The following is a 25917-nucleotide window of genomic DNA, read 5'->3' as shown; positions in this document are numbered from 1 at the left end:
GTTCACATTACAAACCTGAAATACAAAACGTTTGAACTAGTAAAAAGGAACCAAACAAAACATTACTAATACTACCACAAAAACTTTTGTAATAAAAGCATCCATTCATTCTCTATTGTAAACTATTTCCTTACATTCAACTAGAGAATAAACAAACGCTTGGAAGAAATTCGCTCTGGCTCTTCTCTTATAATAGATTCTCCTACGAGTAATGATGAAGCATTACGCTGAAGTTTAGTAGCAGTACTTTCCCCGAATTTTTTTGCTATAAGCTCATATCCTTCCTGAAGGGAAATGTACTCGTCCATATAAGCTGTGCCAGCAAGATCAGCAAGGTTAGCATTTAAGAATTTAACAGCAAACTTCTTTGCTTTGCGCCCATTTTTACCAAGTAAACTTGCTATGCTAATTTGAGAAAGCGCCCCTTTTTTAATATATTCATAAAGAAGATTTGGCTGACTTTGAAAAATCTCCATTGTTTCAGGATTAGGAATAATAGGAACAATACCTTTTATTTGCAGATTATAAAGAATTTTCTCAATTTCAAATTGATTTTGTTCTCCTACATAATCAATATAGACATAGCGTTCTCTCTTTCCTAACGTATAAACATTCCCCTGCTTCACCTCATAAAAAAGAGCTTCGTTCATCTCACACAAGCTAATGATTTCAAGTTTTAGAGGAAGTGATTCTTTTACTAACAGTCTGTTTAGCTCTTTTACAGACAAAGCCTCTTCTTCATTTTTCACCAATACAATAACGTTTTTTATTCCTTCTTGAATCATTTCTCTTGCATTCGAAATCATTTCTGTATTTGAACAAGACTTCATTTTCGAGTGACTTATTAATAGACAATTGGTATCGATCATTTTCAACATCAACCTCTTAATATATAAATTTTTTTTAACTTATCGTATCACGAACTTCTAAACTATAACTTAGTTTTCCCTCTCTCTTTTTCGACAAATTCTGTAAATTGCTTTTTTTTACTTTTATCGATAATATAGAAAGGAAACTCTATATAGAAAGCTGTGAAAAACGTGCGTAAATTGCTTTTATTTCTCCTATTAGTTAGCATCTTTTATGCTTCAAACACACCAGGGATTAAAGCCACAGATCCAACAACATGGGTCCACACTCCATCGCTCAAACCAAATGCAACGCTAGGAACTATCCTCGTTCCTCCAAGTGATTTTTATGATCCTTGGGAAATAGATAGTAGTGCCGAATTTATTGCACGTAAGCTTGCTCATTTCCTCTTTTTTGGATCAGTTGGTTTGCTTTTTCTTTTGAATTTAAAACCAAATAAGAAAGCACCTTGGCTTGCCTCAGTTTTTGCTGCTCTTTTTGCTTTCACTGATGAGATCCATCAAGCTTTTATTGTTAATAGGGATGGAAGAATAATGGACGTAGTTTTTGACTCTCTAGCGGCATTTTTGTTCATCCTTATGGCCGTAAAATTAAGAAAAAAGCGCAGTTCAGTTATACATAAAGCAAAAGACTGCTAGAAATGTCTTAGCAGCCTTTTGCTTATATCGAATTCTGAAATTGATTTTCTTTGTGATATTTATCGACAAGAATTTCATTTCTACGAGCTTCTCTATTTTTTAACAAAGTTTGCTTACTAATCATTTATTATCCATATTCTTAGTACATGAGCCCCATTTTCTAAATCTCGTTAAGTTCCTACAATTGCAAGTTACTATCACTATAATATAGGATAAGGAATAAATACGGGATAGGAAAAAAGATTCTTTTTTACCATAATGAGTAAATAAGATCCATAAAAACACTTTCGAATAACTAGGCATAAAGAACTGAATGCTAAGGTTTTGTTACATATTGAACAAGAAAAGTCGAGTTTTTCAACTCGACTTTTTACAATTTATAATAGGTTTTATTGTTCTTTTTAGATTGATACACGTTTTTCGTATCAAAAATAATCTGAGCATTCTTCTCAACTCGTTCATAATCAACATCATCGTGATCTGTTAAAATAATAACAAGATCTCCTTGTTTAATTTTTTCATAATTAACATTTTCTACTTCAACTACTCTATCATTTATCTTTATAGATTCAACATGATTATCTTGAATGCTTACATTTGCTGCTAATGTACTTAATTCTTCGTATAACATATAAACAGCTGATTCTCGTGCATCTCCTATATTCTTCTTATAAGAAGCACCTAGTATAACAATATTGCTGTCTTTTAGAAATTTATTTTCATTGTTTAAGATTTCAAGAATGCGTCGTACAGTATAATGAATCATGCTGCCATTTACTTCATTTGCTAAATCAATCATCCTTGTATTAAAACCATATTCCTTTGATTTAAAAGACAAGTAATGCGGATCAACAGGGATACAATGACCTCCAACGCCTGCTGTTGGATAAAAAGGCATAAACCCATACGGTTTTGTAGCTGCTGCATTAATTACTTCCCATACATCAATTCCCATTCGCTCACATACAAGAGCTAACTCGTTAGCAAGTGCAATATTCACATATCTAAATGTGTTTTCAAATACCTTCGACATTTCCGCAACCTCTGGAGAAGACACAGCCCTCACTTCTCCTCCAAGTACTTCTAAGGCGAGTTTTGTGCATTTCTCTGTTACTCCCCCTACAATACGAGGTGTGTTTTTAACATTAAAGGATGTATTTGCTGGATCAATACGTTCTGGAGAATATGCTACAAATACATCTTCCCCAACGAGGAAGCCTTTTTCCTCAAGAGCTTTTACAACGTATTCTCTCGTTGTCGCCGGATATGTTGTACTTTCTAAAATAACAAGCGTACCTTTTGAAACATGTGAAGCAATAGAAAGTGATGAACTTTCTACATATGTTAAATCAGGCTGCTTATATTTATCAATAGGAGTTGGAACACAAATATGAACAACGTCCACTTCTTTTAATTGAGAAAAATCATCGGTAGCTTGCAAATAGCGGTGCTGTACAACTTTTTGAAGTTCCTCCTGAGTTACATCATTAATATAACTTATCCCTCTGTTTACTTTCTCTACTTTGATTTCATCTAAATCAAATCCGATAACAGAATAACCGTTCTCAGCTTTCTCTACTGCATTTGGCAAACCAACATATCCAAGTCCCAATATACCAATCTTCGCTTCCTTAGACTGAATTTTCTGCCATAATTGCTTGTAATGATGATTTTGAGCTTTCTCACTTAGTGTAGAAAGCATCTTTTCAGTTGTAGCCATAAAAAGCCCTCCTTTTTCATCTTGTTCCCCAACCATTTGACTTAATTGTTGCTAAAGCATAAAGTCGAAGTGGATATAAAATGCAAATATGAATTAACCCATATATTGGTGCTAACAAAAAGATATGTGGATAGCGTAAAACATAGAAAACGTTTCTTGCATAAGCCGACAAGCTTAGGTAGAAAAGATAATAAACTAACAAAATATAGCCCATTGTGGCGGATTTAATAATAATGCTTCCAATAATGACAAAACCAAACATAAACCACATAATAAGTTCAAGAAGAACCCAAATTAATGTTCGTGGTTTTTTAAAACCGATCTTTAATGCAATAAGACTTTCTCTAAAAAAGGATTTGTTCCACCTTACTTGTTGCTTAATAAATTGTCTAAGTGTTGATGGTACATCTGTAATACAGCGTGCTGTTGATTGATAAATAGTCTTTCCTTTTAAGATGGCGTAGTTTGTAAGACAGCGATCATCTCCAAACTGAACAGGTTCCCCTAAAAACATTTGATTTTCATAATGTTCAATGTTTTCTAAAATCACTTCTGTACGGTAAGCACTAAAACACCCGCTACATACTAAAATATTCCCTGTAACAGACTGCGCTGATCGCTCAACACGAAAAGCATTGTCATAACGCATATCTATTAGCCTTGTAAACAAACTACCTTCTCGGTTTCGAGCTCCTACGTGACCTGTTGTGGCCATTACTTTTTCGTCGTTGAAAGGTTTAATAAGTTCACGAATAGCATCAGGAAAAAGATATGCATCAGAATCTACTGTTGCAATAATATTTCCTTTAGCCCTTTTAAATCCCCAAATTTGGGCATGGCGCTTTCCTTGATTCTTCTCTAGACGATGAACAATAAGAGCTGTATTATGAGCTGTTTTCTCATATTCTTTCTTGAAATCCACCATTGCTTTATAAGCAGATATATCTTTACTTCCATCATCAATAATCATAATTTCTTCAATTGGATAATCCTGTTTAAGAAGACTATCTACAGTAGCCATAACTGACTCTGGACTCTCATTATAGCAGGGGATAATTGCCGAGACTTTTTGCTCAATTGGTTCTTCTTTTTTAGGATTGTACCAAAAAGAGAGCGCCATTTTTCCAACCATATATGTAACCATAATGCTCCCATATATGCCAAGGAAAATGTTGAATCCTCCTTTGATTGTGGCATTTACATAGAACAATACACACACAAGCCCAATAAATAACGCCACTACAATCGTTTTTTGCGCATATGTATCACGATTAGAATTGAACGTTTTTTCTTTTTTTAAAGGTTGTACATCCACGTCTTTAACCTCCTCTTTACAAGCTTGTACACAAAACAAAGTAAACTTCTCTGTTTTGGTCTCAACTTTCATGTCTAACAATATATTATACTGAGATAAAAATAGTCAACGAGACAAACGAACGTAATTATTCCCATAATTTCCTTTGGAATGGGTGGTTAAAAAAGGAATATTTTTTCCTCTCTTAACCACAAAAAAAGATTAATCATTATATAAAAATACATCATATAAAGAACTTTGTTTATTTTTCTAAGAGCTTTCTTTTCCTTGTAGCACATAGAAAAAGGGAGCTCCTCCTTGATGGAGAACTCCCTTTTTTAAATCTTCATACTTCTTCCGATATTATTTCTTACTATGAAAATATTTCTTCGCATAGATGCGCAGATTGCTTGTTATAAACTAAATCTTTCTAACTAAGACTACAGATGTTTTTGCCTCTCTTAGTGATAAACATATGAAGCATTAGGACCTATAAGCTAAGTGAAGAAACATTTTCTTTTTGGCAATCTTTAATCTTTTTCCCACATATCACCAGATACTTTCTTCAATTCATCAGGGAGGATAGGACGTGAAAAATAGTACCCTTGAATTTCATCACATCTCTCCTGATGTAAAATAAGAGCTTGGTCTCTTTCCTCGACTCCTTCTGCAACAATGGATAGATCAAGACTTTTAGCAAGTGAAATAATAGAACTCACAATAGCTGCCTCTCTTGAATCTGTATAAAGATTTTGAATAAAAGAACGGTCAATCTTTAACGTATGAATAGGAAGTCTTTTTAAATAACTAAAGGATGAATATCCTGCTCCGAAATCATCAATATTAACGCTAATCTTTAAAGAAGAAAAACCTTCTTCCTTCCAACGTACTCCTTGAGAACACGCTTCTCTGAGTACCCACTGCGTCATTGGCACAATAAGTCCACTTTCTTCTGCAATAGGAATAAACTCGCCTGGAGATAAAAATCCCGTTTCAGGATGATTCCAGCGAATAAGGGCTTCCACTCCTACGATTTCTCCCTTTATAATGTTCACTTTCGGCTGATAATGAAGCACAAACTCGTTTCTTTTTAACGCTTGTCTAAGCCCATCTTCAATTTCCATTCTTCTATTTACATATGTCTTCATAAGGGGCTCGTAGCATTTCCAACCGTTTCGCCCTAACTTCTTTACCTCGTTCATTGCAAGATCTGCGTTTCGTACTAGCGTTTCGACTGTAACTCCATCTTCTTGGAACTCACTTATTCCAATACTAATACTGTGATACAATTTGTACTTATTAACAATGAATGGTTGTACAAATACCTCTAAAAGGCGATCTGCTAACTGAAATACTTCTTCTTTCGCTTGTGAGGAATACAGCATAAACTCATCTCCCCCCATTCGAGAAAGCGTATCATTGCTACCCAAGCAGCTCTTTATTCTTCTTATTGCTTCAATTAATGCCTGATCTCCACCATGATGACCAATAGCATCGTTAATTTGCTTGAAGCGATCAATATCAATTGAGAGCATAAAAGCTTGTTTATTTTCTTGTTGCACTTTCCATAAATCTTGCTTAACAATTTGATGAAAAAGTGTTCTATTTGGTAGATCTGTTAAACTGTCATGAGAGTTCAAGTACTGAAGTGTCTCTTTAGCACGATGATTTTCCGTTACATCATGAGTAATTGTTTGAATATAATTTTCCCCATTCATAATAATCACAATCGACGTTGCTTGAACTGAAAGGTGATGATTCTGGTTCGTTTTCACTTTCACTTCATCTATAAAAAAGCTATCCTCGTCTTCTAATTTCATAAATTGATCAATTCGATTTTTAATATGTTGACGCTGATTTTTATCTATAAATTCTGTAATATTCCGTCCGACAATTTCTTTCTCATGTTCAAAGTGCAACATTTTTAAGAACCGAGCATTAACAGAGATAAATTCCTCTCCCTTATGAAGAACAATTGAAAGCGGAGAAACATCGAAAAGACTGCGATATCTATTCGTTGCTTCTTCTAACTGTTTTTTTGTAAATGTTCTTCGGTTACATCTCTTACTGAAATAATATACTGCTCCATAAATTCAAAAGTTGCTTTCGTGATGTTAACGCAAATTCGATATTGTTTATCGTTAATAAATACAGTGCTATAAATTTGATCTTGAGGAGAGGATGAGACCTTTGTTAAAAAAGACAAAAAATTAGTAATAGGTTCACCACTTACTTCTTGTTTTTTTATATGAAAAAACTCTTCACCTTTTTCATTTATACCAAGTATGTTTCCTTCCTCATTCGTAATGAAAATAGCTTCTGTTGAAGAATGAAAAATAGCTTGTTGAAGAGTATGCTGGTGTTTAGTCCGCTCGTCCATATATATAGTAAGGAAAATCATTAAAAACATTGTCATAATAAAAATAGCAATAACAACTGAAAAGAAAGCAGGATTGATATATGAGCCCACCTCTGTATCCACTTCTTTCGGATAAAACTGAGCCGCGTTCATTCCCATATAATGCATCCCTGTAATGGCTATTGCTATGAAAACCGCGCAAATTAGTTTCACTTTCCATGTTAGTTTATAGTTAGTATAAAATGCTACCCTCAAGGCGATAAACGATGCTATGAAAGCAATACAAATAGATAACAAAACTTTTGAGGAAGTATATGACACTATAACTGATGCCATCGCACTCATTCCAATATAATGCATGAGAACAATACCACTACCCATAAAAAAAGTTGCAAATAATAAAGTAAATAAAGGTTTTTTCCCATAATGAATATATGCTAAAGCCAAGTAACAGCCACCCGTTGCAAAAAGAATTGAAACAATGATATATCCTATATGATAAGGCATATTTATAGGTAGAGAATAAGCAAGCATTCCAACAAAATGCATTGACAAAATCCCGATTCCAAGTGCACAAGATCCGCTCAACAGCCAAATTTGCTTTCCTTGCTTCGATTGAAACCTAAGTCGGGTTGCAAAACTAAATGACGCATAGGCTGGAACCATAGCAATAACAAATGATAGAAAAACAAGCCACACATTATAGTGCCCGTGAAAAGGCCCAGCATCGTTCATATTGTTCTTTCCTTTCTTAACATGCACTAATTTCTAACTTCTATATCGGTCAGAAAAAGATATTGTTAAGAATTAAACTCCTCCTAATGTATATTTTAAATATTTTAGATCATTCCTATATCCTGTTTATAAATCCTAGACTTTTCTATATAGAAGAGAAGGAGTTCCTAATTATTATCTAGAAAGTATCTAAAGGTGATGATAATGTTAATCAAAGTGATAAACAGTTTCGTAAAGCAAGATAAACGCTATGCTTTTTCTTATTCTCAAAAACATTGGAGCGCTCTTACACATATTGAAGGGTTTTTAGGTCAATTTGGTGGGTGGAATATTGTAGAACCAACAGATGCTTGTATTATTGGTATATGGAAGGACACTGATAGTTATCGATCTTTTATGAATGATGTTCACGATAATATTTTTTATAAGCACGGGCAAAAAGCTTCATACGATAAATTAGAAACTATTTTGTCTTCAAATGGTCAATTTGTAAAAGGGGTCTATCATCACACTCGCTCAAGTATTGTTGGAGCAAACTATATGATGATTACTTCTATTGCTCATAACAATCACGATAAAAGCCTTATTCCTTTCACTCTCATATCAGAAAGAGATCGCTGTTTAAGCACCTTTGTTTTTGCTGATAAGCATACAAGTACATTCATATCTCTCTTTGGATACGCGCCGCCTGATGCTACAAAGCATGTTTTGCAAAAAAATAAAATCCCTGTTCAACAACAAAACATCTATAAATTAGAAAAAGAATGGACAGTGTTACAAACCTTTTCCTCTTAAACATTATAAAAGCTACCCGCTAAGCGGGTAGCCTAAGCCATGATATTTGATTCTGTAACGATGTTACAAATCATATTATTTATGACCAGCTAATTGTGATTGAGCAGTAGCAACTAAACGCTTTGTGATCTCTCCACCTACAGATCCGTTAGCACGAGCAGTAGTATCAGCTCCAAGTTGCACACCAAATTCGCTAGCAATTTCATACTTCATTTGGTCGATTGCTTGTTCAGCACCTGCTACAACAAGTTTGTTGCTGCTGTTGTTGTTGTTTGCCATGTTTTTCACCTCCTTTGTTTCTATACCTTTAATATGTCTTTCTCTCCTATCCTCAATACTATGTAATGTTTGGATGAAAAGGAAATTTTGCATCTTATATATCCACTATTCTAACTACTTCTCTTTTTCCTTACATAATTCACCTCTCAACTAAAAACTCAACAATATGGAATTTCATAAAATACATTTTTTTACACACCCTCTAACGTTCTTTGAATACGATGTTGTTGGAGGTGAATATATGGAATTTCGCTGCAACAATTGTAGACGAAGAAAAGAATTTTGTGGATGTTACAAACCAAGAAATCAAAGGGGTAAAGATAAATGTAAGTCTAGATGTGAGGATGTCAGTGGAGTACCAGGGCCTAGAGGACCTAGAGGACCTCTAGGAGAGGCTGGGCCACCAGGGTCTAGGGGACCTCAAGGCCCTCAAGGGATTGGGCTACAAGATGTAGTCCCTTTCGATCCGGCTGAAGCAACCTTCTATCCATCAGGACAAATTGTTACTTATATGGGAAGTCTTTATATTACTGATACTGCTTCACCAAGCGGTGTACCAAGTACTTCCTCAGACTATACGCTCCTTGCCTCAGCTGGTACGGATGGGCCAACAGGGAATACCGGTGCACTTGGACCGACAGGGGCTACAGGTATTGGTCTTGACGGCGTTATTCCTTTTAGTGTAGCTGGCGCGCCTTTCTACCCAGCAGGGCAAGTTGTTACTTATAATGGCAGTCTTTATATTTCAGATGTCGCAGCGCCTACAGGTACACCGAATACATCGCCAGACTATACGCTTTTAGCTGCTGCCGGCGCGACGGGCATTACAGGACCAACGGGACTGGACTTGCGGGTGTCACGGGCGTTACTGGACTGACAGGGCTTACGGGCGCGACGGGCATTGGACTTGACGGCGTCGTTCCTTTCGATCCAGCGGCAGCTCCTTCTTATCCTGCTGGGCAAGTCGTTACCTATAACGGTAGTCTTTATATCACTGATATTGCAGCGCCTATGGGCACACCGGATACGTCACCAGACTATACGCTTTTAGCCGCTGCTGGCGCCACGGGTGTTACTGGACCAACGACTCACAGGCGTCACAGGCGTTACTGGACCAACGGGACTTGACGGTGTCACGGGTGCTACTGGACCAACAGGACTTGACGGTGTCACAGGCGTTACTGGACCAACGGGACTTGACGGTGTCACAGGCGTTACTGGACCAACGGGACTTACGGGTATCACCGGGGTTACTGGGCCAACAGGACTTGACGGTGTCACGGGTGCTACTGGGCCAACGGGACTTACAGGCGCGACGGGCGTTACTGGGCCAACAGGGCTTACGGGCTTCACTGGATCAACAGGTGCTACTGGAACAGCCGTTACAGCTACTTCTCTAAATGCTGTTGACACAGGTGGATCAGTATATGCTGTTGTTTTAGGCGGAACAAACATTGCGCTTCCTATACAGGACATTGGTGGCGGGATTACTGCCAATGCTGGAAATACTGTATTTACTGTCCCTACAACAGGACGTTACTATATCACGTACCAAATCAATATTACAGCTGCTTTATTAGTAAGCACTAGACTTGTTATAAACGGTGCAGGAAATCTTCCTTCGACTATTGCTCCAGTAGTTGGTCTCACCAGCTTCAACAATGATGTAATCGTACCACTTGATGCAGGTAGTACTATTTCTCTTCAATTTTTTGGGCTTGTAGGTCTCGCAACTTTAATCGCTGGCGGAGCCGGAGCTACCTTAACCATTATTCGAGTAGAATAGTCAACAAACTTTATATGAAATAAAAAATGTAGCAAATTCACAGAAAAAATAGGCACCAATTTTATTCACAATAATAAAATAAGTAATGAAGAAAAGGCGCAACGTTACAATGCGCCTTTCTTCATTATCTCTTTTTAGAAGCGAAAGGGTGAACAACATGGTCTCCATCAGCTTATGTATGATTGTAAAAGATGAAGAAGATACAATTGAAAGATGCCTGGACAGTGTAAAAGAGCTTTGTGATGAAATAATTATCGTTGATACAGGCTCAACTGATAAAACAAAAGAACTTGCTCGCCGCTATACGAAAAGGCTGTTTGATTTCAAATGGGTTCATCACTTTGCAAAGGCTCGAAATTTTGCGTTTAGCAAAGCAACTAAAGATTACATTTTATGGCTTGATGCAGACGACGTTATTTTAAAAGATGATCTTCAAAAACTTCTCCTGCTAAAACAAACACTTGATCAATCAGTAGATGCTGTAATGATGCCTTATAACCTCGCTTTTGATAGTAGTGGAAATGTTACTTTCTCATCTAAGAGACATCGACTTGTAAAGCGTTCAAGAAACTTCCAATGGATTGGGGCTGTGCATGAATACTTAGCTGTCGGAGGAAAGATCATTCGACAAGATGCGGCCGTTACACATCGCAGCACAAAGACAGAGAAAAGTGATCGAAATCTAAAGATTTACCAACAAAATTTAAAAGATGGAAAAACTTTTTCTCCACGTGACCTGTACTACTATGCAAATGAATGCTTTGATCATTCTTTATACGATGAAGCCATAGCTCATTATGAGAAGTTTCTAAAGAGCGGACTTGGATGGAGTGAAGATTGCATTTCAGCTTGTGATAAATTAGCAGAAATATTTATAAGAAAAAATGAACAAGACAAAGCTATTAAAGCTGCACTACGCTCCTTTGAATATGATTTGCCCAGAGCCGAACATTGCTGTAAATTAGGATATATTTATTTAACTCAGCAAAATATTGATAAAGCTATTTTCTGGTATGATTTAGCAACTAAATTAGATATACAACGAGCTGAAAATACAGGTGGGTTTGTTCAAAAAGATTATTATACTTGGATCCCTCATATTCAGCTCTGTGTGTGCTATGATCGTATTGGCAACATCGAAGAAGCATTTGAACATAACGAAAAAGCTAGAGAGTATGCCCCTACTAATCCTTCTGTTTTATATAACAAAGAATACTTTGAAAAACGCTTTTCCAAGAACTAACCAAAAGTTCCTTAAGACATATGTCTTAAGGAACTTTTTAACTAAACTAACCTTATAATTACATTTTTGAACATTGATAAACTATCTACGGAATTTATAATGAATTATGGTATGATTGGATAAAGATGTGTTAACGGACAAACTTACTAGATGAGGTGATCAGGGTGGGAGTAGCATTTTTTATTTTAGTCATCGCAGTCATTCTCGTTGTGGCTGTGCTTTACGTTTCCTACAAAAACAAGCAAAAACAGGAGTTTTCTTACAACGATGACAGCATGAAACCTACGATCTATGGTCATGTTCATGGAGCTGAAGGAATAGAGGAAAACAAAGTAGGACGGATTGAACTTTTTCATGATAAGGTGATGATTAATCAAGTTGCCATCATTCCCCTACATAGAGTAGAAATGGCTGAGTACTCAAAAGTTGTTAAGAAAGAAAAAAGTGCAGATGGAAATAGTGTAAATAGGTATTATGGAAATCTCACAATCTTCTTTACTGATCGAAATGGTGCTGCATCCTCGATCAGATGTGAGACCTCCAAACCTAACCAATTTAACTCTCTTCACCAGTATAAACATCTTGTTAAAGAAATTAATCGGGCTACAGGATCTGAGCTAGATGGAAAACTATTAAAACAGGAACCATATGAACTTTAAACAACACACTTTAGCTTGTAGAAATTCCTTCTACAAGCTTTTTATTTACAAAGGAGCGTTTTTCTTAACACCTGTCCTCCTATGCTATTTCATCTTTTTTACTACCTTGCCCTCTTCAACAGTAAAAACAATTTTAGCCATGTTGACAAATAACCCATTCTCGACTACGCCAGGAATTCTGTTTAACTTCTGAGATAATCCCTCTGGATCTTCGATAATCTCAAAAGAACAATCTAAAATATAATTTCCATTATCTGAAATATAAGGCTCTGTTCCATTTAATCGACGTGTTGCAATACTACCTAGCTCTTCAATTTGTCGGGCTGTTCTTTCCCATGAAAACGGCGTTACTTCTACAGGGAGAGGAAACTTCCCAAGCTTTTCTACCATTTTACTTGAATCAGCCACAACGATAAATAAATCTGTTGCATCAGCTATCAGCTTTTCTCGAAGAAGAGCTCCGCCTCCTCCTTTTGTAAGCGCAAAATGACAATCCACCTCATCTGCTCCGTCTATCACAACATCAAGGTGATTTACTTCAGCAAATGTTACAAGAGGTATGTTGAGATCAAGAGCTAGCTTTTTAGTTTCTTCTGATGTAGGAATAGCTCTTATGTTCATTCCTTCTTTTACATATTCTCCAACCTTTTGAATCGTATAATAAACAGTCGATCCCGTTCCAAGTCCAACGACCATGCCGTCTTTTACATATTGTGCTGCTGCTTCTCCAACTGCCTTCTTTTCAATCATTTCTTCACCTTTTTTCCGCATAAAATTCATCATTATTATAACATCGTTCTTATTGAAAAGAAAAATCATCTTCTCTATTCTTCATCTTTCTTTTCCTATAATTTCATATAAGAAAAGCTTTGACCAAATTCGTCAAAGCTTTAAAATTAATCTTATCCTTCTTTTTGTACTTTCTTTGCATAAAGCAGTTCCTCAAGGGATGCTTTGAGTTTCTTTATATCATCTAAAGCCTCTTCTATATACTGAGAACGCTTTTTTATATAACTAATACGAAGAATTTTTTCAATATCCTGGCGTTCGTTTCCTACAAAATCTGCTTTCTCCGCTATGTTTTCTAGCTCTGGCTCTCTTAATATAGAAAGCTTATATAAAAAGCTCTCATGATTGATAAGCGTTTGAATAGTTTTTATCAAACTCAGATTGTATAACTCTGTATGTTGTAAATGACTAACCAACTTCTCGAGCTCAACAAGCGCCAGAGCATCTATTTTAATTTCTTCTTTATGTTTAGCAATGTGAGAAAAGCATTGCTCTGTCATCTGTTCATAAAGCGCTTCGATTCCTGTGAGCACTTCACTAATTTTCATAACAAATTCACATCCCCTTTGTAATCAACACAAGCTTTACATCCTTTGTATATGAAAAAAAGATGATGATTAGAACTCTGCTTTTCTCTTATCTATATAACGATGGAAAAGCTGAAAAAAGATATGGTTCTTCAGCCTCTAATTCAAATGGCATAAGGCGTGTATCATATGAAATGAACTGCAATTGAGAAGGATGATTTTCTTGTCCACTAAAACATGCAAGATCCATTCCCTCAAAGAGCTGCTTTATGTCATTTTCTCTATCATGAAAAACATTTTTCCCCCATGCTGCTATAACAAGATCAGCATTTCTTGTTCCATAATATAAATATCGATCTGTTTCAGCGCCTATTGCGTCTTCCTTATCTAGATCACTAAGATCATCTGCCTTTTGAGCCCGATAAGAAAATAAATTCAAGCATTCCACAGCATTAAACCCCCACTTTTTTGCAAATGTAATACATTTGCTTGTAACGTAATCTTCACGAACTTCGTCCGCATTGTCCGGATAAAGCGTGATAAACGCAACTTTACGCTCTCTATCATTTCCCCATTTACGTTTTAACGAATATCTGTATGTTCCTGTTTCATCAAAAATAGCTTCTCTCTTCATCAAAGACCCACCTCGTTATAAAGTAGTTTCCTTTCGTCATTTTATTCTTATTATCATTACGGAAAACAATGACACTTTTCAATCGTGCCCAAAACAATTTGTTTTTTATACCCATGTACATGTAAATTGCCACTATATGAAAGTGGGAAAAACGTATGTAGCATTAAAAAGTGTTGTACACTATAATAGAATTTAACCTGAAACGTTTCTTCAAAAGAAAGGATGATTTTCTTGAGTGAAACACACACATTCTCACGTGGTGAAGAAATTGCTAATGCAATTACACACGGAATTGGGACTATTTTAAGTATCGTTGGTCTTACATTGCTCATTGTATTTTCTGTTCAATTTGGGGATATTTGGCATATAGTTAGCTTTACTGTTTACGGGACAACAATGCTACTTTTATATACTTCTTCAACTCTTGTACACAGTTTTCCACACGGACGTGTTAAAGATTTGTTCGAGATTTTTGATCATTCTTCTATTTACTTGTTTATTGCGGGAACTTACACTCCGTTTTTATTTGTGATTATTCAAGGAACAGTTGGATGGACACTTTTTGGAGTTGTATGGGGACTAGCTGTAGCAGGAATAGTATTTAAAATTTTCTTTGTAAAACGATTTGTTCTTGTCTCTACGCTTCTTTATATTGCAATGGGATGGCTAATTGTACTAGCATGGGATCCTCTTGCTTCTTCTCTAGCAGGACCAGGTCTGAATCTACTTGTTGTAGGTGGAGTTTTATATACGATAGGAAGTATTTTTTATGTTTGGAGAGGTTTTCCTTATCATCATGCAATATGGCACATTTTTGTTCTTGGCGGAACTATCACACATTACTTAGCGATATTGCTATACGTTCTTCCTCATTAAAATTTAGAAATTTTTTAGGAAATCAAAAATGACCCTCTTTCTGTAAGGGTCATTTTTGATTTAAAACAAGGTCTTTTGTAAGTTTAATTGTAACATTCCACCCTACAATTATTTTTCTAATATAATCTCTTCATTTATCTATTTTTTAAAATCTCTCATTTATTTCTTTTTAACGAAATAAGTAAGTGTCTTTATCGTTTTGTAATTATTTGAACCATCTTCACACATTCTAAGACTAACAGTGTCTATGATACAATTTAGGAAACAAATACAGGTGTGTGAACATTATGATTCAAAAAAAAGGAAAGCTAATCGTTATTATTGTATTGTTCTTCTTTTATATATATTTGTTAGTCTTTTCACCATTTAATGCTATCCAAATGTTTTATCCAGAAAGTATTCTAAACGAACATACTCTTTCTGAGAAGTTTGAAAAGATGCAAGTTCAGAAAGTGGAGAAAAAAGGAAGATACACTTATATTGTTAAAACAAACAAACAAGACTATGTTGTTATTAAAGAATATAGCTCTATTATCCACTATAATTGGAGAGTTTATCCTTTTACTAAGGAGGAGAACTTTTAGCATTCCTTTATTTTGGAGTCATCAGTTTATTACCCTTGTACATTTCATACACATATGGATTTGTAGGAGCTTCTACCTTTTTAATTGTTTGAAGTTTGAGGGATGGCAAGATAAAACCATCATACTCTTTCTTTTCAATCGTGCCTGTTGCTTCAACCCAGTCATCATCAGCGAATTCTTTGGACTCTTTAACATTAGCGAGCGTTCCATATACGGAAGCATCAGCTACACAGCATGACAATCCAAACCGCGCAATCACAAACTCATCCTTTTTGAAGTTATCCTCCCGATAAATAAACCCTTTCACTTTCACCTTTTTCCCAACAAAATCTTCAACATGTTCTTCGAGAATGTTCATCATTGGGATATACTCTTTTTCCGTTATCGTAATTACGTCTTTTTGTAGCATCCTCTCTTTTAATTCTTCATAATATCCTTCAGGAGGTTTCTGAGGAACAAATCCTGCTTTGTGTTCAAGAGGAATCTCTCCAGCTTCGGTTTGTGTTTCCTCTACTTCTCTATTTAATACTTCATTATAGTATTGTTCTAAAGATTCATCACTTGTTAATTCTTCACGCTGTTCTACACTCGGTCTTTCTGTGACGTTTGCTCCAAATTTTACGCCTCGATTTTTAGCAACATCGCTTGTAAGAGCATGATCAGGAAATAGAAATCCTGTTGCAATTGGCAAAAAGAATAGGCAATAAATCCACAGAGGAGCTTTACGGCTATGATGACATGAACAGCTCTTTTGTTTTTTGTCTGAACCGCTTCGCCAAATACCTACAGCTCCTAGAACAAAGAAAGTAAAAGAAGCGAAAGTAACAAAACCGAGCATTTTCGGTGCAACAAAAGAGGAAATATATCCAGTTAGCAGCAGTTTGAAAATAAAGAGAGCAAAACCAATCAAGAGCAGTCCTCGAATATAGTAATGGAAGCCTTCTTCATCGTTTTTCATGCTATACCTCCTACATAATAAAGTTATAAAGAACCGTTATGGCGTAAACGGATATTGTGACAACAGATATAAATATTAACACAAATCTTTTCTTAAAAAAGGCCAAATACATAATCGTATTTTTCAAATCAAGCATTGGCCCATAGATTAAAAAGGCAAGAAGTGAACTAGCTGAAAATGTATCTACAAATGAGGAAGCAACAAAAGCATCTGCTTCAGAACAAAGAGAAAGCACATACCCAAAGACCATCATGACCACTGGGGCGATAAAACCATTTCCTCCGATACTCATAAGTTCTCCTCTATCCAAAAAGGTTTGAAAAAGACTTGCGACAAATGCCCCTGCAATTAAGTATTTTCCCATATCAAAAAACTCATCAATGGCATGAAATAATGTTTGGCTTAATCGATTTCCATGCTGATGGGGCTCTTCGACAGCAGCCTCGTCTTTTAGTTGAGGCTTATTTTTCAGAAGCTTGTACATTACAATTCCAATGATGAAACAAAGAATAACCGTAAGCCCCATACGGCCATACACAATTTCTTTATTGCCTGGAAAAGCATAGAAAGTAGAAAGGAAAACAATGGGATTAAGAATCGGTGCTCCTACGAGAAGAACAACGCCTACGTGGATGGGCATTCCCTTCTTTACAAGCCGTCTGACAACAGGGATAATCGCACATTCACACACAGGTAAAAGTGCACTCACTACAACACCTGAAGCTAATGCTTTATAAGGATTTTTAGGAATCCATTTCATTAACCATTCTTCTTTTACAAACACTTGAATGATTGCAGAAGCAAAAACACCTAATAAAATAAAAGGAATTGCTTCAAGCAGTATACTTAAGAAAATCGTATTTACATTCAGAAAAGCTTTTGGGAGGTTCATATCAAAATCTTTAACATCTAAAAAGAAAAAAGCATAGCCAAAAAATAAGATGAGTAAGACGCCTAGTACTTCTTTTGAAAGCCGTGATAAAGCCATTTTTTTCATCCTTTCTATTAAAAAGGTCTCGTATACGGCGATGACTTAGCTCCCTTTACGCTGAAAACAAAGAACCTTTTCTATTAAAATTTAATAGTTAATAGATGTATATGGAGATACAAAAAATATATGATGCTCTTTTTTGTATTGCTCATTCATAAAATGTGTGTTAGTTTAACTAATATGAAAAATAAAACGTAATTATTACGATTTACATCACAAAATGGAAAAGGAGATATTGTTATGTTAGATTGGATTGTGATTGGCGGAGGAATTCAAGGAACAACAATGGCTCATTTTCTAGTACAAATGAGAAAAGTTCCGATTGAGAAATTAGCTATTGTTGACCCTCACAAAGCACCGCTTGAAAATTGGCACTCTTGTACAGAAAAAATTGACATGCCATTTTTACGCTCACCGTCTGTTCATCATCTTGATGTGGAGCCATTTAGCTTGCAGAAGTTTGTTTCGAAAAATCTCTCATTAAATAAACAAGATTTCTATGGACGTTATAAACGCCCTTCCCTCTATGCCTTCTCTGAACATTGCAGGCATCTTATTCGGGACAGCAATCTTCTACAGGCATGGCATAAAGGACGAGTTGTTTCTCTTTCTAGAAGAAAAAAACATTGGATGGTCATAACAGAAGAAGGAAAAAAACTTGAAGGCTTAAATATTGTGCTTGCAATTGGTGTTAGCGAACAAACCTATTGGCCTGAATGGGCTAAATTATTGAAAAATAAGGATACGCAATCTATTGGCCATATTTTTGACTCTTCTTTTTCATTTAATGAAAGTCAAGAAATTACCATTGTCGGCGGAGGAATTAGTGCCGCACATTTAGCTATTAAACTAAGTAAACAAGGACGCAGTGTTCACCTTATTACTCGGCACCCGTTTCGTATTATTGATTTTGATAGTGACCCAGCTTGGCTTGGCCCAAAGAATCAACTTATGTTTAGAGAGGAAGCATCATACCAAAAACGCCGTTCTTTTATTACAGATGCTAGACATAGAGGATCCATGCCCCGAGATATTTATATCAAATTAATGGAGCAAACTCGAAAAAACAACTTAATAATTAGTAAAGATGAAATTCAAGAGGCAAACATAAAAGAAACAAAAATCATTTTATATGGAAAAACAGCTCAATATGAAACAGGAACAATTGTATTAGCTACTGGGTTTTCTTCTTCTCTTCCAGGAAAAGAATGGTTAACTCCTCTAATAAACACAGAAAATTTACAGTGCAGTGACTGTGGATACCCTATTGTTAGTTCATCTCTACAGTGGAGTCATAACTTATATGTTGTAGGAGCATTGGCAGAGCTTGAAATCGGTCCAATCTCTCGAAATATTTCAGGAGCAAGGCAAGCAGCAGAGCAAATTGTACAATCTCTATAAAACTTTTTTATCTTTTCCCCTTGATAATTTCATGTAGCAAGGGTATTATTGTAATGTTCAAATCGTAATAATTACGATTTTTCTATAAAAGGAGAATCGTAAATGAAAAAAATTGGAGTCACCGTCTTAAGTGGATATCTAGGAGCTGGTAAGACCACATTATTGCACCATATTTTACATAATGAATCCTCTCTAAAACTAGGAGTTATTGTCAATGACATGAGCTCTCTTAATATTGATGGATCTCTTGTAAAAAAAAAATACTTCTCTCATACGAAAGAGACACTAGTGGAAATGCAAAACGGATGTATTTGCTGTACACTTCGAGAAGATTTGCTTTATGAGGTGGAAAATCTCACTAAAATTCAGGATTTAGATTATATCATTATTGAATCCTCAGGTATTAGTGAGCCTCTGCCTGTTGCTCAAACTTTTTCTTATGAGGATGAAGAAACAGGAATAGATCTTACAGTGAAGACATTTTTAGATACGCTTGTTACAGTTGTGGATGGATTAAATTTCATGAAAGATTATCGTTCAGATGAAGATCTTTCCGACCGAAATCAAGGATCGGATAGTACAGACGATAGAGGTATTTCTGAGCTTCTCATTGAGCAAATTGAATATGCAAATGTTCTTATCCTAAATAAAACCGATTTGCTATCAGTAGAAAAAAAAGACGAGTTGAAAGCACTACTACGTAAGCTTAATGGAGAGGCTAAGATTATTGAAGCTGTTCAATGCTCTGTTTCTCTTGAAGATATTATAAACACTCGTTCTTTTGATTTTGACAAAATGAGCCTTTCTCCTGGATGGGTAAAAGAACTTAACGATGAACATACTCCTGAAACTGAGGAATACGGAATTACTTCCTTTATATATGAAAAAAGACGTCCATTTCACGCTCAGCGTCTGATGAACTTCTTTGAAACATTTCCTAATGAAATATCGCGTTCTAAAGGTTTTTTCTGGGTTGCTACAAGAAATGATGTTGCCTGTCTCCTCTCACAAGCAGGCGGTTCGATGACAATTAGTGAAGCAGGAAAATGGATAAATACTCTTTCAGATGAAGATAAAGAAGACATAGAACTGTCGAGGAGATTTCACCCTACTTATGGAGACAGACTGACAGAGCTTGTATTTATCGGAATCAAAATGAACAAAAACAAAATTATAAATACTTTAGACGCATGCTTACTAACAAATGAAGAAATGAAAAAGGACTGGTCTACTTTCAATGATCCACTTCCTTCATTCTTGATTCAATAAAAGGAGAAGATACAATGAAAAAATTAATGATGTTATGCAGTGTTATGCTTTTATCTGCTGTATTTCTAGCAGGTTGCGGAAACGAAGACAGCAGTTCTTCTGAGAAGAAAAGCGACGGAAAACTAACCATTTATACAACAATTTATCCGATTGAGGATTTCACAAAGAAAATTGGTGGAGATAATGTTACTGTAAAAAGCGTCATCCCTAACGGTGTTGATGCTCATTCTTTTGAGCCAACAACAAAAGATATGCTAAAAATCGCTAAAGCTGATGCGTTCATCTACTCTGGAGCAGGTGCTGAAGGTTTTGCTGATGCAGCTAATAAAACGCTAAAAGATGAAAATGTGAAAATGATTAAAGCAACTGAGGGAGCGGACCTTATTGCTGGTCATGATGATCATGACCACGAGCATGGAGAAGAACATGGTGATGAACATGAGCATGAACATGAGCATGGCGACCTTGATCCTCATTTCTGGCTTGATCCACAGCGTTCCATCGTTATGGCTGAGAATATTAAAAATGCATTATCTGAACTAGAGCCAAGCAAAAAAGATGAGTTTGAAAAGAACTTTAAACAAGTAAAAACTGATTTAGAAGAACTTGATAAGAAATATGAAGAAGCTATTAAAAATGCTCCTTCAAAAGAAATTCTAGTTTCACATGCTGCATATGGCTACTGGGAAGATCGCTATGGTATTGAACAAATAAGCGTTTCTGGACTTTCTCCAACTCAAGAACCTTCACAAAAGGAACTAAAGGAGATTGTAGAAACAGCAGAAGAGCACAATATCAAATACGTTATCTTTGATGCAAACGTAACAAATAAAATTGCCACTCTTGTTCGTAAGGAAATCGGTGCAGAGTCTCTTACATTAAATAATATGGAAACACTTAGAGACCAAGACCGTGAAAACGGGGAAGATTACTTTAGTCTAATGAATAAAAACTTGGAAGCTTTGAAAAAGGCGCTGAACAGTAAATAAAGGAAAACCCCAAGGATATATCCTTGGGGTTTTATTTTATTGCTTTATAAGTGTTTAAAGCTTTTATATTTGTTTCCGCAGATCTTTTGCTTTTTTGAAGGAGTTTTTGCTTTGCTTTTTTAGGGTTGTCCTTTAAGTTGTATTGATCAATGATAAGCGCCAATGTTCCAGATACTTTTGGAGCTGCTGAAGAAGTACCTGCCATATAAATATATCCTCCCTTTGGAGACGTGCTAAGCACTTGTTCTTTCGTAAAAAGCTCCATTTTCCTCCATTGCTCAACTCCATATGCTTGAAGGAGCTTAATATCCCCTCCTGGTGCTGATAAATCAACATAACGACCTTTATTAGAAAAAACAGACAGATCTTTAGCAGGGCCTGTTGAAGTTACTGCAACTACACCGCTAATATGAGCAGGTACATCTAAAAGATGTCCTTTCACTTTAACATCATTAAGTTGAAAATGCGATTTCATGAAGGAAGATACTTCGTTCTTGTTATTAAAATTAACTGAATCATTACCAACAGAAGCTACAACTACACTTCCCTTTCCTTCTGCAAACATAACTGCTTTTTCATAAGCCATGATTTCAGCAATTTGACTTTTCGAACTTCCACCTTCTTCATTCATATGTTCAGAAGTTAGATACTCTCCTAAACTAAGATTAATAACATCTACATCATCTTTTGCAGCTTCAATAATTCCTTTAATAATCCAAATAGATTCAGCAGAAGAAGTACCAAATACTCGGTATGATTTAAGGCTAGTTTGCGGTGCTACTCCTCTCACTACTCCATTTGCAGCCACTTGCCCTGCGACATGTGTTCCATGTCCTGTTAAATCTTCAATATTATTTATTATGCCTTTTTCAGACTGTTCGGTTTCACGAAACCCACCTTGAGGAACCAGATTTTTGGATCCCTTTGTTATATTATTTTGAAGAGCAGGATGATCTTCATCAATTCCAGAATCAATAATTCCCACTACCACTTCCTTAGAACCTTCAGAAATGGTATAACTCTTTCCATTGTTTGTAATCTCTTTCATATCCCACTGTCTGTCCCAAAGCGAGCTCGGTGCTCCCACGACATCTGACTGTTTAGCAGAAAATGCAGATGTCGAAGCTTTTAGAGAATAGTTATACGTCCGGACCATTTTATTTCCATTTAACATCTGGATCTCAGCTTCACTTGCCTTTATTTGGATTAATCCGATTTCCTTTACCACATACGTTATTTTCATATTGTGCTGTTGGGCTTCTCTTAGAAACTCTTCTGTATATTCTGGTTTACTTAATAATACGCTATAGTAAGAAGTTCCATCTGCTTGTACTTTTGCATTTATACATAAAAAGAGAATACTACAAAAAAGAAGTGATATAAGATCCTTTTTTCTCACTGTTTTCCGCTCCTTAATCAAGTAGTAGTAATGATGGAAGGGATGGATTTTTCAATCTGAGCAGCGCATAAAGCTGACCTGTGATTCCAAGCATAAAGCCTACTCCCGAAAAATCATTCTTAATGCCATTTTGGAAATTGTACATTTCTAAATCCCTTCGGAAGTCTACAAGCCATTTCTCTATTGTGCTAGTAATCTCGTCTTCTTTATGACGAAAAGACTCAAGGCTTCTAATTTCGTTCAAGATATCTAAGTTCCCCAATGTGCCATGACAAAGAGAATAGCCTTGATTATGTTTATTTCCACTATGGAGCGTGTTCTGCAAAGATTTTTCTAGGTAGTTGACTTCCACTTCATTTCCTAAGTTATCCTTAATCTTACCTCTTCCAAGTAGAATTCCCGCTGATCCATGACACCATAGAGGAGCGGAATGAGTAGAATAATTCTCCCTATTGTCTTTCCACGCATGTTGTGACTCATCATAAAAACGATCTTCATAAAGAAGAGCCTGTTGAATGATCGAGATAAGCGAAGGATCATGATTCACTTTCGTTACATATTCACTCAATGCATAGCATATACCTGTTATTCCATGTGAAAACCCGCTTAAGGTAAGATTACGATTATGATCAGCTTCCCAATAAAGGTGCTGATCCTTTGTGATTGCTTTATTTACAATAGTATTCTTCACAACTTCCGCTGCTTTTTTTACAACTTCACTCTTTTCTACGTTGTAAAGGTTCACGAGCACTTTTAATAAACCGGCTAGTCCTCCAATAAAATCTAAACTTTTATAGGATTCAATGTCTCTAACTACTTTTTCAGCAAAGTCTTCATACTCCTTTATAGAATCACAAGATAGATTACCTGTCTTCTTCATATAGTGACTATAATAATAGTAAGAAGGCAAACCATAATACGCAGAAGCGTTCCCCCTATATACACTCTTTTCTACTAACTTGTTGATTGTACTATGAACTTGAGGAAGTATTATATCAACTCGTGAATCAGAAAATGTCTGAGCATATGAAGCCAAGTAAATCGCTATTCCACCGAGACCGTCATAAATATTAAAATTCAGAGGACCTGATACAAGCTTTCCGTTTGGACTAAGATGGGGAGAAACCCACTGTATATATCGATCGTGAATTATGGCTCTTTCCAAAATACGATTTGTCTCTTGCTGAAGTAATGTGTTGCACGATATTTCTCGACGTATTGTATGAACATGATGATAGCAAGAAAATTCTGGATTTCCTTTCCTATTTCCTTCTGTACTGCTTAATGCCATATTGACAAGTTGAATTTGATATTCCATATCTTTTGTTGATAAAGAGTTTATTTTATTGATTACTTCTTGCTTAGGGCAACAATGCAGGAGATTATAAGAAATCTTCTCTCCACTACTACTGTAGACTTGCTCTTTATCAAAATTTGTATAAAAGTAAGGAACATCCCCTTTATACATGTCATCCATTTCAAACATATGGAGGAATTTAAAAGCTTCAAAACTCTCCGGTGACCCTTGAAAAAGAGAAAGAATTCTTTTCCTTTCCTCTTTTTCCTTTAAATATTTAGGGTGCAGCAATGAACTTAAAAATTTAGCATATATATATGTTGGACGTACAATAATTCGGACAGGAAAAGAAGAATGTTCTTCAATCATCTGTAAAATTAACTTGTCATCTTTTATAACTTGATAGGCTTTCGTAAATCCTTTTACAAAAGCATGTTCATACCCGAATATCTCTATTCCATTATCTTTATAAATTGGTAAGTTCGTTCCTCTTCCAAGTTTAGTTTTTTGAAACTCCACGGCAATCTTATCTGTCTTATTGTTCACAACGACTTCCTTATTGAAAGTGTGAAGTTCAATATTTGTTAATCCACTTACATCTAACACATGGTTTTCTTCCGGATAGCTTGTATGAGTAAAGAAAGTAGATTTATAAACTGTACGATTAATAGAAGATGAAACTTTTAATACAGAGTCTTTCTTTGATTCCTCTGTAAAGTAAAGAGTACTTTGGAAAAGAGTTTCAAGATCAATTAAGACAGGATGTAAGCCATTACATATAATATTTTCATAATGAAAATCAGATCCTTGAAAAGCATAAATAAACGCTAGATGCATTCCTAATTCATAATAATAATTTGATACCTCATCAAGTGTCTGACAAGAGGTTGATTCTATATACTCTTGGAAACCATAGTTATTTTTGCTTATCATAATAGGCGTTTTCAGCTTGGTGTCATATTGATGATTAAAATATTTAATCATCTTTTGATATAATTGATCTCCTTCTAATGAACGAGGTTTATAAACAATTTTTCCGCATTCACATGTTAAAATAGCTACGCTTTTCCCTTCACAATGAGAATCGCCTGCGTCTACTTTTATAGATAAGAGCCGACCAAGTTGTTGATAAAATGTTTCAGCTATTTCTTCATAATGAGCTATGTATGCTTTTATAATGGATAAGCTGTATTGGATAAATTGATTAGAAGTCCTATCCATCATTTCACTAAGTACAGGATACTTCTTTAGTATGTTCTCCACAGCACTGTAATTAGAGAAAGCGTCATTAAAGTGACGATAGAAAAAATCTTCTTCTCTATGGAATTCATCAAACATTTCGTGAAATTCATATATAACTGTTTTTCTTGCCAATTTATACAACATCTTCTTATATTGAATGGTTAGAGAATACAATAACGATTTTAAATCAAAAAAACTCTGATTCAACCGTCCTAGCTCTTTCATTAACTTTTCCGAAAAGCGCTCTGTAAAATGAGTATAAAATGAAGGGAATTCATCTTCTTCAGTAAAGGGGGTAAATTGAAATTTTTGATTTCCAAGGAAAACTGTGTTAAAGTGGGGGGGATAAAATTTAGATTTATAAAACAACTTCATAGCTATCACATCCTATTTATCATAATAATCGGGTGCATCAAGGCACCCGATTCTGTTTTCGTATTTTAGGCGACAAAGCTAAAGATATGTACGGCCATACATATTTTTAGCTTTTTAGTCGTTGCACGGTGATACGATTGATGCACATTGTGTTGTTGGGCATGCTGCTAGAGAAATGGGAATTGTAACTGTCCAAATTGCTCTTTCT

At 35.6% G+C, this 25917-nt stretch carries 24 protein-coding genes; 11 read left to right on the top strand and 13 right to left on the bottom strand.

Features of this window, described 5'->3' with window-relative positions; translation table 11 throughout:
• Positions 1-140: 140 nt before the first annotated feature.
• A complete protein-coding gene (locus tag MOC86_RS01595) occupies positions 141-869 on the bottom strand; it encodes a CpsB/CapC family capsule biosynthesis tyrosine phosphatase (protein ID WP_268582854.1) in 729 nt (242 codons plus the stop codon).
• Between the two features lie 171 nt (positions 870-1040).
• Between MOC86_RS01595 and MOC86_RS01590 the strand changes: the two genes are divergently transcribed.
• Positions 1041-1508 (top strand): VanZ family protein, encoded by a 468-nt coding sequence (locus MOC86_RS01590; protein ID WP_268582447.1) that lies wholly within the window; start codon positions 1041-1043, stop codon positions 1506-1508.
• Positions 1509-1878: 370 nt separating this feature from the next.
• Here the strand turns inward: MOC86_RS01590 and MOC86_RS01585 are convergent, their stop codons facing one another.
• The 4 genes from MOC86_RS01585 to MOC86_RS01570 form a co-directional block, all read right to left on the bottom strand.
• Entirely contained in the window at positions 1879-3228 is a 1350-nt protein-coding gene (locus MOC86_RS01585) for a nucleotide sugar dehydrogenase (protein ID WP_268582446.1), read from the bottom strand.
• Between the two features lie 16 nt (positions 3229-3244).
• Entirely contained in the window at positions 3245-4543 is a 1299-nt protein-coding gene (locus MOC86_RS01580; protein ID WP_268582445.1) for a glycosyltransferase family 2 protein, read from the bottom strand.
• Between the two features lie 509 nt (positions 4544-5052).
• Complete coding sequence (locus MOC86_RS01575; RefSeq protein WP_268582853.1) at positions 5053-6615, bottom strand: EAL domain-containing protein; 1563 nt, start codon at positions 6613-6615, stop codon at positions 5053-5055.
• Positions 6549-7616, bottom strand: coding sequence for an MHYT domain-containing protein (locus MOC86_RS01570; protein ID WP_268582444.1), 1068 nt, complete (start codon positions 7614-7616; stop codon positions 6549-6551). Before MOC86_RS01570 ends, MOC86_RS01575 begins: the two co-directional genes overlap by 67 nt.
• Positions 7617-7820: 204 nt before the next feature.
• On the opposite strand from MOC86_RS01570, the gene MOC86_RS01565 reads away from it, so the two are divergent.
• Positions 7821-8411 (top strand): DUF4937 domain-containing protein, encoded by a 591-nt coding sequence (locus MOC86_RS01565; RefSeq protein ID WP_268582443.1) that lies wholly within the window; start codon positions 7821-7823, stop codon positions 8409-8411.
• A 75-nt stretch (positions 8412-8486) separates the two neighbouring features.
• On the opposite strand, the gene MOC86_RS01560 is transcribed toward MOC86_RS01565, so the two are convergent.
• Positions 8487-8690, bottom strand: a complete 204-nt coding sequence (locus tag MOC86_RS01560) for an alpha/beta-type small acid-soluble spore protein (protein WP_026009588.1) — start codon at positions 8688-8690, stop codon at positions 8487-8489.
• A 241-nt stretch (positions 8691-8931) separates the two neighbouring features.
• Between MOC86_RS01560 and MOC86_RS01555 the strand changes: the two genes are divergently transcribed.
• The 4 genes from MOC86_RS01555 to MOC86_RS01540 all read left to right on the top strand — a co-directional run bounded on the left by MOC86_RS01555 (position 8932) and on the right by MOC86_RS01540 (position 12378).
• A complete protein-coding gene (locus tag MOC86_RS01555; RefSeq protein ID WP_268582442.1) occupies positions 8932-9567 on the top strand; it encodes a hypothetical protein in 636 nt (211 codons plus the stop codon).
• A gap of 192 nt (positions 9568-9759) precedes the next feature.
• Positions 9760-10476 carry a BclA C-terminal domain-containing protein gene (locus MOC86_RS01550; protein ID WP_326847698.1) on the top strand — a complete coding sequence of 239 codons (717 nt, stop codon included), beginning with the start codon at positions 9760-9762 and terminating at the stop codon, positions 10474-10476.
• A 148-nt stretch (positions 10477-10624) separates the two neighbouring features.
• The gene (locus MOC86_RS01545) at positions 10625-11719 is read left to right on the top strand and encodes a glycosyltransferase (RefSeq protein WP_268582441.1); all 1095 of its coding nucleotides are present in this window, start codon (positions 10625-10627) and stop codon (positions 11717-11719) included.
• 164 nt (positions 11720-11883) lie between these two features.
• Positions 11884-12378, top strand: a complete 495-nt coding sequence (locus MOC86_RS01540) for a hypothetical protein (RefSeq protein WP_061803402.1) — start codon at positions 11884-11886, stop codon at positions 12376-12378.
• Positions 12379-12462: 84 nt separating this feature from the next.
• Here MOC86_RS01540 and rpiA read toward each other — a convergent pair whose 3' ends face one another.
• The 3 genes from rpiA to MOC86_RS01525 all read right to left on the bottom strand — a co-directional run bounded on the left by rpiA (position 12463) and on the right by MOC86_RS01525 (position 14328).
• Positions 12463-13128 carry a ribose-5-phosphate isomerase RpiA gene (rpiA, locus tag MOC86_RS01535; protein WP_268582852.1) on the bottom strand — a complete coding sequence of 222 codons (666 nt, stop codon included), beginning with the start codon at positions 13126-13128 and terminating at the stop codon, positions 12463-12465.
• 152 nt (positions 13129-13280) lie between these two features.
• Positions 13281-13715 (bottom strand): hypothetical protein, encoded by a 435-nt coding sequence (locus tag MOC86_RS01530; RefSeq protein ID WP_243514155.1) that lies wholly within the window; start codon positions 13713-13715, stop codon positions 13281-13283.
• An 88-nt stretch (positions 13716-13803) separates the two neighbouring features.
• Positions 13804-14328 carry a DUF1643 domain-containing protein gene (locus tag MOC86_RS01525; RefSeq protein ID WP_243514156.1) on the bottom strand — a complete coding sequence of 175 codons (525 nt, stop codon included), beginning with the start codon at positions 14326-14328 and terminating at the stop codon, positions 13804-13806.
• Positions 14329-14559: 231 nt separating this feature from the next.
• Between MOC86_RS01525 and trhA the strand changes: the two genes are divergently transcribed.
• Together trhA and MOC86_RS01515 are read left to right on the top strand one after the other, a co-directional pair.
• Positions 14560-15204, top strand: coding sequence for a PAQR family membrane homeostasis protein TrhA (trhA, locus tag MOC86_RS01520; RefSeq protein WP_268582440.1), 645 nt, complete (start codon positions 14560-14562; stop codon positions 15202-15204).
• Between the two features lie 287 nt (positions 15205-15491).
• Positions 15492-15788, top strand: a complete 297-nt coding sequence (locus MOC86_RS01515) for a hypothetical protein (protein ID WP_268582439.1) — start codon at positions 15492-15494, stop codon at positions 15786-15788.
• Between the two features lie 7 nt (positions 15789-15795).
• On the opposite strand, the gene MOC86_RS01510 is transcribed toward MOC86_RS01515, so the two are convergent.
• Together MOC86_RS01510 and MOC86_RS01505 are read right to left on the bottom strand one after the other, a co-directional pair.
• Positions 15796-16746: a TIGR03943 family putative permease subunit gene (locus tag MOC86_RS01510; RefSeq protein ID WP_268582438.1), complete on the bottom strand. Its 951-nt coding sequence runs from the start codon at positions 16744-16746 to the stop codon at positions 15796-15798.
• Positions 16747-16756: 10 nt separating this feature from the next.
• Positions 16757-17734 (bottom strand): permease, encoded by a 978-nt coding sequence (locus MOC86_RS01505; RefSeq protein ID WP_268582437.1) that lies wholly within the window; start codon positions 17732-17734, stop codon positions 16757-16759.
• A 243-nt stretch (positions 17735-17977) separates the two neighbouring features.
• Between MOC86_RS01505 and MOC86_RS01500 the strand changes: the two genes are divergently transcribed.
• The 3 genes from MOC86_RS01500 (at position 17978) to MOC86_RS01490 (ending at position 21396) form a co-directional block, all read left to right on the top strand.
• Positions 17978-19138 (top strand): NAD(P)-binding domain-containing protein, encoded by a 1161-nt coding sequence (locus MOC86_RS01500; protein ID WP_268582436.1) that lies wholly within the window; start codon positions 17978-17980, stop codon positions 19136-19138.
• Positions 19139-19240: 102 nt separating this feature from the next.
• Positions 19241-20407, top strand: a complete 1167-nt coding sequence (locus MOC86_RS01495; RefSeq protein WP_268582435.1) for a GTP-binding protein — start codon at positions 19241-19243, stop codon at positions 20405-20407.
• A 14-nt stretch (positions 20408-20421) separates the two neighbouring features.
• Complete coding sequence (locus MOC86_RS01490; protein ID WP_268582434.1) at positions 20422-21396, top strand: metal ABC transporter solute-binding protein, Zn/Mn family; 975 nt, start codon at positions 20422-20424, stop codon at positions 21394-21396.
• A 31-nt stretch (positions 21397-21427) separates the two neighbouring features.
• On the opposite strand, the gene MOC86_RS01485 is transcribed toward MOC86_RS01490, so the two are convergent.
• Positions 21428-22795, bottom strand: coding sequence for a S8 family peptidase (locus MOC86_RS01485; protein ID WP_268582433.1), 1368 nt, complete (start codon positions 22793-22795; stop codon positions 21428-21430).
• A 13-nt stretch (positions 22796-22808) separates the two neighbouring features.
• Positions 22809-25709 carry a type 2 lanthipeptide synthetase LanM family protein gene (locus tag MOC86_RS01480; protein WP_268582432.1) on the bottom strand — a complete coding sequence of 967 codons (2901 nt, stop codon included), beginning with the start codon at positions 25707-25709 and terminating at the stop codon, positions 22809-22811.
• Positions 25710-25917: the final 208 nt, after the last annotated feature.

The sequence above is a fragment of the Priestia endophytica genome, from assembly GCF_026790145.1.
GTDB lineage: Bacteria > Bacillota > Bacilli > Bacillales > Bacillaceae_H > Bacillus_I > Bacillus_I endophytica_A.
Note: the sequence above shows the minus strand (reverse complement) of the source record. Positions and strands in the feature narration are given on the sequence as shown.